General features: G+C 64.5%; 10 protein-coding genes. 5 read left to right on the top strand and 5 right to left on the bottom strand.

Annotation, left to right across the window (positions count from 1 at the left end; all coding sequences use genetic code 11):
- The first annotated feature begins 168 nt into the window (after nt 1–168).
- A complete protein-coding gene (locus tag NKI54_RS17160; protein WP_352692010.1) occupies nt 169–2,481 on the top strand; it encodes a glucose/quinate/shikimate family membrane-bound PQQ-dependent dehydrogenase in 2,313 nt (770 codons plus the stop codon).
- A gap of 10 nt (nt 2,482–2,491) precedes the next feature.
- Here NKI54_RS17160 and NKI54_RS17155 read toward each other — a convergent pair whose 3' ends face one another.
- Entirely contained in the window at nt 2,492–2,923 is a 432-nt protein-coding gene (locus tag NKI54_RS17155; RefSeq protein WP_352692009.1) for a hypothetical protein, read from the bottom strand.
- A 9-nt stretch (nt 2,924–2,932) separates the two neighbouring features.
- Complete coding sequence (locus tag NKI54_RS17150) at nt 2,933–3,082, bottom strand: hypothetical protein (RefSeq protein ID WP_023676719.1); 150 nt, start codon at nt 3,080–3,082, stop codon at nt 2,933–2,935.
- A 266-nt stretch (nt 3,083–3,348) separates the two neighbouring features.
- Here NKI54_RS17150 and NKI54_RS17145 point away from each other — a divergent pair, with 266 nt between their 5' ends.
- Complete coding sequence (locus tag NKI54_RS17145; protein WP_352692008.1) at nt 3,349–4,248, top strand: dienelactone hydrolase family protein; 900 nt, start codon at nt 3,349–3,351, stop codon at nt 4,246–4,248.
- Here the strand turns inward: NKI54_RS17145 and NKI54_RS17140 are convergent, their stop codons facing one another.
- Nucleotides 4,249–5,145 carry an EamA family transporter gene (locus NKI54_RS17140; protein ID WP_352692006.1) on the bottom strand — a complete coding sequence of 299 codons (897 nt, stop codon included), beginning with the start codon at nt 5,143–5,145 and terminating at the stop codon, nt 4,249–4,251. It lies immediately after the preceding gene.
- A gap of 90 nt (nt 5,146–5,235) precedes the next feature.
- Between NKI54_RS17140 and NKI54_RS17135 the strand changes: the two genes are divergently transcribed.
- Nucleotides 5,236–5,715: an Lrp/AsnC family transcriptional regulator gene (locus NKI54_RS17135; protein ID WP_352692070.1), complete on the top strand. Its 480-nt coding sequence runs from the start codon at nt 5,236–5,238 to the stop codon at nt 5,713–5,715.
- 72 nt (nt 5,716–5,787) lie between these two features.
- Here the strand turns inward: NKI54_RS17135 and NKI54_RS17130 are convergent, their stop codons facing one another.
- On the bottom strand, nt 5,788–5,985 hold the full coding sequence (locus NKI54_RS17130; protein WP_023676715.1) for a hypothetical protein: 198 nt from the start codon (nt 5,983–5,985) through the stop codon (nt 5,788–5,790).
- A 147-nt stretch (nt 5,986–6,132) separates the two neighbouring features.
- On the bottom strand, nt 6,133–6,618 hold the full coding sequence (locus NKI54_RS17125) for a thioesterase family protein (protein WP_352589543.1): 486 nt from the start codon (nt 6,616–6,618) through the stop codon (nt 6,133–6,135).
- 119 nt (nt 6,619–6,737) lie between these two features.
- Between NKI54_RS17125 and NKI54_RS17120 the strand changes: the two genes are divergently transcribed.
- Nucleotides 6,738–8,153, top strand: coding sequence for an FAD-binding oxidoreductase (locus tag NKI54_RS17120; RefSeq protein WP_352636643.1), 1,416 nt, complete (start codon nt 6,738–6,740; stop codon nt 8,151–8,153).
- A 94-nt stretch (nt 8,154–8,247) separates the two neighbouring features.
- On the top strand, nt 8,248–12,369 hold the full coding sequence (locus tag NKI54_RS17115) for an AsmA family protein (RefSeq protein WP_352636644.1): 4,122 nt from the start codon (nt 8,248–8,250) through the stop codon (nt 12,367–12,369).
- Nucleotides 12,370–12,376: the final 7 nt, after the last annotated feature.

Genomic DNA, 12,376 nt, shown 5'->3' with positions numbered 1-12,376 from the left:
GAATGGGTCCGCTAACCAAAACGCCGGGCTTGCGATGGGCCGGCGCCGTAAAACGCCGAGCTTGCTTGACAGGGGAGGCGGGCCGGAGAAAGTTGCGTGGGGGCAGGAACGCAATGCGGGGTTGCCCATGGACGCGTCGCGGAGCGCACCAGTCGAAGGAGCACCGTCTTGGCTGTGGTCATCACCTCCCTGATCCTTTTCCTCATCGGCCTGGCGGTTGGCGGCGGCGGCATCTGGCTCGTGACGCTGGGGGGCAGCTGGTATTACGTCATCGTCGGTCTAGCTTTCCTTGTCGCGGCCTGGCTGCTCTACAGGCGCAGATCCACGGCGCTGTGGCTCTACGCGGCGATCGTGCTCGGCACGCTCGCCTGGGCGGTCTGGGAGATCGGCTTCGACTGGTGGGAGCTCGGCCCGCGCGGCGGCATCATCGTGCTTGTCGCGCTGTGGCTGCTGACGCCATGGGCGCGGCGCGGGCTTACCGGTCCCGACGGACGCGCGCCGCTGATCCTCGCCGTGCTGGCCTCGCTTGCGGTCGCCGGCTATTCGATGACGACCGATCCAAAGGATATTACGGGTGAACTCAACACCGACAAGGTGACGCCGACGGCCGATCTCGGCGGCAACGTGCCGGCTGGCGAATGGCACTATTACGGCCGCACGCAATATGGCCAGCGCTATTCGCCGCTCGACCAGATCACCGCCGAAAACGTTGCCAATCTGCAGCCGGCCTGGACCTATCGCACCGGCGACGTGAAAGGGCCCGACGACATCGGCGAGACGACCTATCAGGTGACGCCGCTAAAAATCGCCGACACGCTCTACATCTGCACGCCGCATAATTTCGCCATCGCCATCGACGCCGCGAGCGGCAAGGAGAAATGGCGCTTCGATCCGCAGGTCAAGCTCGACAAGGACCGCCAGCACCAGACCTGCCGCGGCGTGTCCTATTATGCCGATGCCAAGGTCGCCGCCGGCCAGCCCTGCGCCACACGCATCTACCTGCCGACATCCGACGCCCGGCTGATCGCGCTCGATGCGGCGAATGGCCAGGTCTGCCCGACTTTCGCCGAAGGCGGCACGCTGAACCTGCTCGCCAACATGCCATATCCGAAGCCGGGCTATTATTATTCGACCTCGGCGCCGCTGATCGTCGCCAACAAGATCATCGTCGGCGGCGCGGTCAACGACAATTATTCGACGCAGGAGCCGTCCGGGGTCATCCGTGCCTACGATGCCGACACCGGCGCGCTGTTGTGGAATTGGGATTCCGGCAATCCGGATCAGACGACGCCGCTGCCGCCGGACCAGACCTACACCAACAACTCACCCAACATGTGGTCGACGGCGAGCGTCGACGAGAAGCTCGGGCTGCTTTATGTGCCGCTCGGCAACAAGACGCCGGACCAACTCGGTGCCGGACGCAGCGCCAATGACGAGAAATTCTCCTCTTCGATCACCGCGCTCGATCTCAACAGCGGACAATTGCACTGGGTGCGGCAGACCGTGCACCACGATCTCTGGGACATGGACGTGCCGGCGCAGCCGACGCTGGTCGACATCACCACGGAAAGTGGCGTGGTGCCGGCGCTGGTCGGGCCGACCAAGCAGGGCGACCTCTATGTGCTCGACCGGCGCAGCGGCGAGCCGATCGTTCCGGTCAAGGAAGTACCGGCGCCGGGCGGCGCGATCGAGGGCGACCATACCTCGCCGACGCAGCCGCTCTCGGACCTGAGCTTCAGTCCGAAACCGCTGACCGGTGCCGACATGTGGGGCATCACCATGTTCGACCAGCTGGCCTGCCGGATCGAGCTCCGGAAGTTGCGCTATGAGGGCCGCTACACGCCGCCGTCGCTGCAGGGCTCGCTGATCTACCCCGGCAATTTCGGCACCTTCAACTGGGGCGGCGTGGCAGTCGATCCGGTCCGGCAGGTGATGTTCGGCATGCCGACATACCTGGCGTTCATCTCCAAGCTGGTGCCGCGCGCCGACGTGCCGCCGCCCGGCGACACCAAGGGCAGCGAACAGGGCCTGAACCGCAATGATGGTGCGCCTTACGCAGTAATATTGAAGCCGTTCCTGTCGCCGCTCGGCATTCCCTGCCAGGCGCCGCCCTGGGGCTATGTGGCGGGTGCCGACCTTCGGACCGGAAAGATCGTCTACAAGCATCGCAACGGCACCGTCTACGACATGACGCCATTGCCGCTGCCATTCAAGGTCGGCGTGCCCGGCATTGGCGGGCCGATGATTACTGCCGGCGGCGTCGCCTTCCTCGGTGCGGCGGTCGATGACTATGTGCGCGCTTATGACCTGACGACCGGCAAACAGCTCTGGCAGGCGCGGCTGCCGGCGGGCGGGCAGTCGACACCGATGACCTACACGGTAGCCGACGGGCGCCAGTTGGTCGTCATCGTTGCCGGCGGCCACGGCTCGGTCGGTACCAAGCCGGGCGACTATGTGATGGCCTATACGCTGCCGAAATAGAGAAGTTCCTTCAGAGCCCGAGATGCCCTTTCAGGTCGGGTACCGATGCAAGTACCTCACTGGTCAGCTGCGGGCCGGCGGCTGTCTCGGCCTGCTGGACCAGCATCGTGCCGGCCTGGCTGATCTGTGCGAGCGTAAGGCCTGATGCCTTGAGTATGGCGACGCCGTTGATCAGCGCGCCGGTCTTTTCGCCGAGAGCGCCACCGAGCGCGCCCTCCAGCGAGGACAGGAGGCCACCACCGGAAGCCGCGCCGGGAGCCATGACATCATACTGCTTGGCCAGGGCGTCTGCTCCCGGGATTTTGGCGAAGAAGTTCGACAGGGTCGTGCCTTCCGCCTCGTGTTCGAGCACCGAGAAAATCGTGCCGGCGATCTTTTCCGTCAAAGCCTGGTTGAGACCGGATTTCTGGGAGACGGTGTTGATGATGTCCTGAACGTCCATGACCTTTCCTCAGGCTTTGGTGTTTGCGGGCGGGTGCCGGTTGGCGCGGATCTTGATCAACGAACGTTTGAAGGCGGTGAAGGCCGTGAACCGCAGCGCCAGCAAAGCCATAGCGGCGAGGGCGAACCCACTTGCCAGAAGCGGGGAGGGAAAGGTCATGGGCGTATTCCTTCGTCGTCAATCAGGCATTCTTTTCCCGCCAAATGGCCATTCTCGTTCGCCAAATGGCCCGAGTATGGCATAGCCCTTCTTTTTACATTGTGGTGCGTGCATTTAGCATTGCCACAAAGGACCAAAATTTAACGACAGTGCGGCGCGAGGCATCACGGCCTCGTGCAGGGACTTATGGCAGCCTCACTCAGCCGTGACTGGACCAGGCAAGCTTCGGCTCTATGTTGCCGCGGGGGGCCGACGAGGAGCGCGCCATGACAACACCTGCCGGACCCACTGTCGTCGAGCCTGTCATTACCCAGGCGATGATCGATGCCTATGACGAATACACGCATCTGACGCTCGACCGACGGCGCTTCATGGAGCAATTGACCAGGCTTGCCGGATCGGGTGCGGCAGCTGCCGCGATCGCGCCGCTGCTGGCGGCGAACTCGGCCCAGGCGGCAATCGTGGCGGAAGACGATCCGCGTGTGAAAGGCAAGGACATCAGCTATCCCGGCAGCGCCGGCGAGATGAAGGGCTATCTGGTCAGGCCGGCGGACCAGACCGGCAAGCTTGGCACGGTCATCGTGGTGCACGAGAACAGGGGTCTCAACCCGCATATTCGCGATGTGGCGCGGCGCGTGGCGCTGGAAGGGTTCGTGGCGCTTGCGCCGGACTTCATGACACCGCTCGGCGGCACACCGGACGATGAAAACAGGGCACGTGACCTGTTTTCCCAGCTCGATCCAGCACAGGTCGCCGCCAATGCCGTGGCAACTGTCGCCTACCTCAAAGGCTACAAGGACGGCAACGGCAAGGTCGGCGCTGTCGGCTTCTGCTGGGGCGGCGGCACGGTGAACATGCTGGCCGTCAACGCGCCGGACCTCGCCGCCGCCGTCGCCTATTACGGCATGCAGCCACAGGCCGAGGACGTGCCGAAGATCAAGGCCGCGCTCATGCTGCATTATGCCGGGCTCGACACCCGCACCAATGCCGGCATCGATGCCTTCAAGAAGGCACTCGACGCGGCCCATGTCGAATACTCGGTCTATGTCTATGAAGGCGCCAACCATGCCTTCAACAACGAAACGTCGGCGGCCCGCTACGACAAGAAGGCGGCTGACCTCGCCTGGGGCCGGACGATCGCTTTCCTCAAGGAGAAGCTGGCCTGATCAGTCCGGCGCCGGCTTATGGAACGCCACGCCGGCCACCACCAGGGCGATGCCAAGGCAGTCGGTGAGGCTCGGCACCTGCCGCAGCACGATGACGCCGATCAACGTTGCGGTGACCGGCAGCAATGACAGCATCAGCGCGAAGCTGGAGCGCGGCAGCCGCGACATGGCAAGCTGGTCGCAAATATAGGGAATGACCGACGAGCAGATGCCGACGCCGACCCCCGCAAGCAGCAGCGGCGGCGCCGAGAAAGCCGGCAGAGCATCGGCGAAACCGATCGGCAGAACGACGAGAAGGGCGACCGCCATGGCGGCACCCAGCCCGGCGATGCCATCGCCGGCGCCGGCGCGCGCGACGCGGTGGCCGAGCACGATGTAGCCAACGAACAGCGTGCCGTTGAGGAAGGCCCAGAACAGGCCGACGGGATCGCTCGACCATTTGACGTCGATCAGCAACAGGGTGCCGGCGACAGCGATTGCGAGGGCGGCGAGATTGCGCGGGAGGCCAACAAGCGCAACGCCGATGGTGCCGACGAATTCGATCGCCGCCACCAGCGAGATCGGCAGCCGGTCGAGCGCCAGGTAAAACGAGCAATTCATCACCCCAAGGCAGACCCCGAAAGCCACAAGCAACAACCGCGTCGCGCGATCGGCGCGGGCGAAGACCGCCCATGGCCGGGTCAATGGGGCAAAGACGAGTGCCGCGGTGGCGATGCGCAGCCAAGCCATGCCGAGCACGCCGACATGCGGGAACAGCAGCACCGCGAAGGCCGGCCCGAGATAGTGGAACACGGCGCTGACGCCGAACCAGAGATGCGGTGGCACCGAGTTCGCCAGGGTAAAGGCGGGGCCGGCGAGTGCCGGACTTGCTGCTGGGGCTTGCGTCCGATCTTCCATAGGATCAGTATCGCAGGCGATTTTTGCCATTGATATGGATGATGGCCGGGCATTACGCCTTTTCCCTTTCTGAAAGCAAGGAACATTGCGCTGAAACGCCTTCGAAATGAAAATTCCGATCTGGATGCGGCTGACCTGAAAATCCTGCGCTTGCTGGAAGAGGATGCACGCACCAGCACCGCTGAACTGGCCCGCTCGGTCGGCCTGTCGGCGCCGAGCGTTGCCGAGCGCATCAAGCGACTGCAGGAAAGCGGTGTGATCGAGGCCTACACGGTGCGCATCAATCCGGCCGCGCTCGGCATGAAATTGTCGGCATGGCTGCGCATTCGGCCAGTGCCGGGGCAGCTCGCCGTCGTCGCCGAGATCATCCGCGACCTGCCGGAAATCGCCCAATGCGACCGGGTCACCGGTGAAGACTGTTTCATCGCGCTGGCGCATGTCGGCTCGGTGGCTGAACTCGAACGGGTGATCGACCGCATCATTCCCTATGCGATGACCAACACGGCGATCATCCAGTCGTCGCCGGTGGCGCCGCGGTCGCCGCTCGGGGCGGTGAAGCGCCAGCCTTGACGCTTGGGATCGTTCGTCAGCACATCATCAGAAATGCAAACCGGACGGCCGGTCTGTTTCTTCCCCCACCGTTCAGGCGTGGCCGCGTTTCATCCGCGCCTGCTTCAGGATGGCGCGCCAGCGGATCATGGCGAAGGGGATCGGCTCGTTGTTGTTGGCGATGTGGAAGATCTCGTTATTGAGGTTCTTCAGCGAGCGCCAGAAATCATAGTCGGTGATGCGTGGATCAGCCGCCAGCCTGTCCGCCTCGACCTTGATATCGGTTTTCATGCACGTTCCCCGAACCGCTGCTGCTCCGCCGCCCGTATCGCAATTCGATGCGGACGGTTTTCCAACGCCGCGCTGAGTCGTTCAACGTCTCAATTCGGCTTGTTCACGTTAAAACCTCGGTAAGGTTAACGGCGGTTTGACCGTGGTTCAAGCCGGCTTACGACGAATACCGATCGAGCGGCCGGCGCGCTCCGGCATCGGCAGGGCGGCATGGGCGGCGCGCATCGCTTCCACCCTGGCCAGGACGTCGGCGGGGAAGGGCGCTACCTTCGGGCCAGCCATGTCGACGTGCAGCGACAGCGTTTCGGACGTGGCGGCAAGCCAGCCGTCGAGATGCCGGATTTCCTGATAGGCCCTCAGCCGCTTCTCGTCATGGTCGAGGAGTTGGAACGAGACCGTGACCTTGTGGTCGAGATGCAACTCCTGGACGTAGCAGACATGGACTTCCGCCGTGTAGATGGTCAGCCGCCGTTCCCTTACATAGTCCGGCCCCATCCCCATCATCTCGAAGGCTTCGTCGGAGCACCGGTCGAACAGCACGTTGTAATAGGCCATGTTGAGATGGCCATTGTAGTCGATCCAGGCCTCCTCGATGTCCATGGCGCGAGAGACGAAAGGGGCGGGGATGGGCATCGGAAACTTCCTTCTCGTCATGCCGGGATGAGCATGGACTGGACAGAGCGTGGTTGGTGAGACTACGCATCCCTAGATGCAGAACAAGGGTGGACGCTGGTCCATTCGCGGAGGAATCGATGGCTCTAAGCGACCTCAATCCGGTCGAGCGCAACGAAGAAGGCATTGCCGCCGTACTCGGCATCCTCAAGCAGCGGCTCGGCGAGCGATTCCAGACCGGCCAGGCGATCCGCGCCCAGCACGCGCACACCACGACCTATATTCCGACGCAGGCGCCGGACGGCGTCGCCTTTGCCGAGACGACGGAGGAGGTGCAGGAGATCGTGCGCGCATGCGCGGCGCATCGCGTGCCGGTGATCGCCTTCGGCGTCGGCTCTTCGCTGGAAGGCCACACCAATGCGCCGGGCGGCGGCATCTCGCTCGATACGTCACGTATGAACCGCATCATTGCGGTCAATCCGCAGGACCTCGACTGCACCGTCGAGCCCGGCGTCACGCGCGAGGACCTCAACCGGCACCTGCGCGACACCGGCCTGTTCTTTCCGATCGACCCGGGCGCCAACGCCTCGCTCGGCGGCATGGCGGCGACACGAGCGTCGGGCACCAACGCGGTGCGCTACGGCACGATGCGCGAGAACGTCCTGTCGCTGACCGCGGTGATGGCCGACGGGGAAGCAGTGACGACCGGCAAGCGAGCCAAGAAAAGCTCGGCCGGCTATGATTTGACGCGGCTGCTGATCGGTTCGGAAGGCACGCTTGGCATCATCACACAGCTGACTTTGAAGCTGCAGGGCATTCCACAGGCGATTTCAGGCGGCGTCTGCCCGTTTCCCAGCGTCGAGGCGGCGTGCAACGCGGTGATCGCGACCATCCAGATGGGGATTCCGGTGGCGCGCATAGAATTGGTCAACGCGCTGCAGATGCGGGCGATGAAGACCTATTCGAAGCTAGACTATCCGGAGAGCCCCTGCCTGTTCGTCGAGTTCCACGGCAGCGATGCCGGCGTTGCCGAGCAGGCCGAGACCTTCGGCATGATCGCCGAGGAAAATGGCGGCGGCCCGTTCCTGTGGACCAGCGTCGCCGAAGAGCGGACAAAATTGTGGAAAGCCAGGCACGATGCCTATTGGTCGTCGCTGACGCTGCGGCCGGGCGCCAAGGGCCTCTCGACCGATGTCTGCGTGCCGATCTCGCGCTTTGCCGAATGTGTCACCGAGACCGAGGCGGATATCGCGGAGATGGGCCTGATCGCGCCGATCGTCGGTCATGCCGGCGACGGCAATTTCCATGTGCTGGTGCTGATGGACGTGGACGATCCGAAAGAGATCGCGCTGGCGGAAAAATTCGTGGCGCGGCTCAATATGAGGGCCATCGCCATGGACGGCACCTGCACTGGCGAGCATGGCATAGGGCAGGGCAAGATCGGCTTCCTGCGGCACGAACTTGGCCATGGCGTCGACATCATGCGCACGATCAAGCAGGCGCTCGATCCGCTGAACATCATGAACCCGGGCAAGATATTGCCGGGAAAGGACTGACATCAGGCCGCTGCCGCGCCCCGATTTGCCTCTTTATCGACACGCTGATGCGGGTAGAGTGCCACTGACTTTACTATCAACTGTCTAGGAGTTCATGCTCGCACGCCTGTTCGTGATCTTCGGTGGGCTTCTTGTGCTGGTGCTGTGTGCGGCGCTGGTGGTGCCGTACTTTGTCGACTGGACGGGTTACCGCGCCGATTTCGAGCGCGAGGCCAGTGCCGTCCTGGGCCGCAAGGTGACCGTGCGAGGCGATGCGACGGCAAGGCTGCTGCCGTTCCCCTCGGTGACCTTCTCGAACGTCGCCGTTGCCGGTGGCCCCAACGGCCAGCCGGCGATGACCGTCGAAACCTTTTCGATGGATGCAGAACTTGCGCCATTCCTGCGCGGCGAGGTGCTGATCTTCGACATGCGGCTGGTGCGGCCGAAGGCGACGATCGACATCGCCGCCGACGGCACGGTCGACTGGACGATACGGCCGTCCTCGCCCTTCGATCCCGGCCAGATCTCCATCGAGAAGCTGACGGTGACGGAAGGACAGATCGCGCTCAGCCACGCCGCAGGCGGGCGCAGCCATCTCATTTCCGAGATCAACTCGACGATCTCGGCCAAGTCGCTGGCCGGCCCCTGGCGGCTGGACGGCTCGCTGTTGCTGGACGGGTTGCGGACCACGATCGCCGCTTCCACCGGCAAGGCCGAACCGGACGGGCAAATGCGGCTCAGGCTCAAGGCCGAGCCGGACGCCTATCCGCTGGTCATCGAGACCGACGGCAATGTGGGCCTCGTCGAGGGCGCCGCCGTCTATTCGGGCCAGTTCAAAATATCGGGCGCAGACCGAACTGCGGCGCAGCTGCGCGGCACCGGCGGCGAGGCGCTGAAAGTCAGCGCCGGCAAACCGGACCCGGGCTTCAGGCTGAACGGCAAGTTTTCGCTCGACCACCAGAAGCTCGGCGTCGACGAATTCCGCTTCGAGACCGGGCCACGCGACAATCCCTACACAGCCGACGGCAAGGCTGCGGTCGACCTTGGGCTGAAGCCGCATTTCTCGATCGAGGCCAATGGCGCGCAGGTGCAGTTCGACGAGGCCGTGGGGGCGGCGGCCGGTGCCGGATTGACGCTGTCCGAGCGGGTGGCGGCGCTGGAGCAGGCGCTGCTCGATCTGCCGAAGCCGACCATACCGGGCACGGTCGAGGTGAAACTGCCGGCGGTGGTGGCAGGCGATACCACCGTTCGCGACGTGCACCTGTCCGCCGAGCCAGCCGAGGGCGGCTGGGCGGTAAAATCGCTGGCCGCCACGCTGCCCGGCCGCGCCAAGCTGGAAGCCAACGGCATGGTCAGCGTCGAGGACCATTTCGGTTTCACCGGATCGCTGCTTCTGGCGGTGGCGCAGCCCTCCGGCTTTGCCGCATGGCTGTCGAAGGACGTCGACGAGGCGATCCGCCGCTTGCCGGCCGCCGGCTTCAAGGCCAAGGTGGATTTGAGCGAGAAGCACCAGGCCTTCAGCGATCTCGAACTCATCCTAGGCAAGGCGAAGTTCTCCGGCCGCATCGATTCCAGCCAGCCCGACGACACAAGGCCATCGGTGCTGATGCAACTGGAAGGTGGCGAACTCGATGTCGATGGGCTCGCCGCCTTCGCCTCGATCTTCGTCAGCGACAAGGGCGCCAACCGCTTTTCCGACCGCGACCTCGATTTCCAGATCAAGGCCGGGCCGGTCAGCGCCGGCGGGTTGACCGCCGATAGCGTCGATACTGCGCTTAGATTGCGCGAGGGGCTGCTTGAGATCGATCGCCTGTCGGTCGGCGGACTTGCCGGCGCCTCGATCAGCGCCACCGGCCGGATCAAGGATTTCCCGGCGAGCCCGACCGGCAAGCTCGACGCCTCGGTGGTCGCCGTCGACCTCAAGCCGCTGATCGACGTCGCCGTCCGGCATTATCCGGATAATGCGGTGCTGAAGGGGCTGGCGGAGCGTGCTGCTGCCTATCCCGAGTTGTTCCAGGATGCGCGTATCGACGCGGTCACGAGTGCCGCAGACAATGGCGACGGTACGACCGGACTGGCAATGAGCGCACAGGGCAAGGCCGGTGGCTCGGCTTTTTCGGCGTCGTTGTCCGGCAAAGGGGCGCTCGACCGGCCTCTCGAAGCGCCGGTGACACTGACCTTCAACGCAAGGAATGCCGACGCCACCGCACTTCTGGCGCTTTACGGTCTGCCGGCACTGCCGCTCGGCATGCTCGGCGAGGCGACCACCGACGTCTCGGCCAAAGGCACGCTTGGCGGCGGCCTGGCGACACGCTTCAGCCTGGCCGGCAATGACTTCAAAGCTGGTTTCGACGGGACAATTGCCGACACGCCTCAAGGCGCGGCCGCCAAGGGCAAGGTCAGCCTTGAAACGGCCGACATCGAGCCATGGCTGATGACGACCGGCGTCGGCCTGCCCGGCATGGGCACCGGCATGTCGACGTCGCTTGCAGCCGATGCCGATTACGGCAATGGTCTCCTGGTGCTGAGCGGCCTCAGCGGCGCCGTCAACGAAGCGGCGGTTTCCGGTGACGTAAATATCGACATCCAAGAGGGGCTGCCGCATCTTGCCGGCGCGCTGTCGCTGGATGAGCTAGACCTCGATCCGATCGCGGTGATGCTGTTCGGCGACCAGGCCTTCCTTGTCAATGACAGGACCTGGCCGACGGCACCGTTCAGCCAGAAATCCAGTCTGCCATTTACCGCCGATCTCGATCTGACGGTGGCGTCGCTTGCCGCCGGTCCGCTTGCCACCGCCTATGACGCTGCGCTGTCGCTGCAGCTCGACCAGGAGGGCATCCGCGTTTCCGACCTCAAGGCAAAGTTCCTCGGCGGCGCGTTGAGTGGCCTGTTCGAGCTCAAGAACAATGACGGCACCGGGCTTTTCTCCGGTCAGATGAAACTCGCCGGCGCCGATCTGGCAGCCGTGCTGCCGGAGGCCGGCATCAGCGGAAGCGGCGAGTTCTCGACGGCGCTTTCGACCAGCGGCAAATCGGTCGACGCGATGGTTGCGGCGCTGTCCGGTTCCGGCACGGCAACGCTCAAGGGCATGACTATTGCCGGCTTCAATCCCGATGCCTTTGGCGCATTCATCGCCAAGGCCGATGCGATAGGGCGCGATATCGACGCGTCGAAGACTGCCGGCTTCGTGCCGCAGATCGCCGCGGCGGGCAGTTTTCCGGCGCAGGACACCGATATTGCCTTCACCATCGCCGGCGGCACGCTGAGGGCGCCGCCGGTCAAATTCGAAAGCCCGGGCGCGACGCTGTCCGCCGACATCACCGCCGATCTGAACACCAGCACCGTCGATGCCAAGGGCGAGGTCGCTTACCGGCCCGGCGACGAGGCGCTGGTCGGCTCCGAACCGATTTTGAATTTCAGCGTCGACGGGCCGTTTGGCGCCACCAAACGGCAGTTCGACAGCGAGCCGCTGGCACAGTTCCTGACCCAGCGTGCGCTGGAAAAGGAGCAGCAGCGGGTCGAAGCCATGCAAGCCGCACTGCTCGAGAAACAAAGGCTGCGGCGGGAGGTGCGCTACTACGCTGCGCTGCAAACCGAGCGTGAAAGAGCGGCGGAGGAACTGCGCAGACAACAGGAAGCAGCGCGGCTGAAGGCCGAGGCCGACGCCAAGGCAAAGGCCGAAGCCGAGGCTCAGGCCCAAGCCGAAGCCGAGGCGAGGGCGCAGGCTGAAGCCAAGGCGAAGGCTGAAGCGGACGCCAAGGCACAGGCGGATGCGGAGGCGAGGGCGCAGGCTGAGGCCAAAGCGAAGGCTGAAGCGGACGTCAAGGCAAAGGCCGAAGCTGAGGCGCAGGCCCAAGCCGAAGCGGAGGCCAGGGCGCAGGCTGAAGCCAAGGCGAAGGCGGATGCAGCGGCGAAGGCCGAAGCCGAGGCCAGGGCGAAAGCCGAGGCGGCTGCAAAGGCCGAAGCGGATGCCGAAGCCAAAGCCAAGGCGGCGCAACAGGCTGCCGAGGAAGCAGCGCAGGCCGAAGAACAGCAACGCCAGAGGGCGGAAGAGGCGTTGCGGATCGCCTCGGAAGAGAAGGCAAGGCTCGACGCCGAACGCAAGGCCGCGGCGGAGCGAGCGGAACGGGCGCCACCGGCCGCAAATAACGTGCCACCGCCAGTGCAGCCCCCGCCAAAGCTCAAGTTCGATCCCTCGTCGATCGACGATCTGCTAAAGTCGCTGAATGGCGGGTGACGGCGCA

This window comes from Mesorhizobium sp. M0663 (genome assembly GCF_040320585.1).
Classification (GTDB): Bacteria; Pseudomonadota; Alphaproteobacteria; order Rhizobiales; family Rhizobiaceae; genus Mesorhizobium.
This window is presented reverse-complemented; position numbering and strand designations above follow the sequence as displayed.

Bases quoted from the DNA above. Each gene is read 5' to 3' on its own strand.
- NKI54_RS17155 (WP_352692009.1), bottom strand. From the start codon at position 2,923: ATGGACGTTCAGGACATCATCAACACCGTCTCCCAGAAATCCGGTCTC.
- NKI54_RS17150 (WP_023676719.1), bottom strand. From the start codon at position 3,082: ATGACCTTTCCCTCCCCGCTTCTGGCAAGTGGGTTCGCCCTCGCCGCT.
- NKI54_RS17145 (WP_352692008.1), top strand. From the start codon at position 3,349: ATGACAACACCTGCCGGACCCACTGTCGTCGAGCCTGTCATTACCCAG.
- NKI54_RS17140 (WP_352692006.1), bottom strand. From the start codon at position 5,145: ATGGAAGATCGGACGCAAGCCCCAGCAGCAAGTCCGGCACTCGCCGGC.
- NKI54_RS17130 (WP_023676715.1), bottom strand. From the start codon at position 5,985: ATGAAAACCGATATCAAGGTCGAGGCGGACAGGCTGGCGGCTGATCCA.
- NKI54_RS17125 (WP_352589543.1), bottom strand. From the start codon at position 6,618: ATGCCCATCCCCGCCCCTTTCGTCTCTCGCGCCATGGACATCGAGGAG.
- NKI54_RS17120 (WP_352636643.1), top strand. From the start codon at position 6,738: ATGGCTCTAAGCGACCTCAATCCGGTCGAGCGCAACGAAGAAGGCATT.
- NKI54_RS17115 (WP_352636644.1), top strand. From the start codon at position 8,248: ATGCTCGCACGCCTGTTCGTGATCTTCGGTGGGCTTCTTGTGCTGGTG.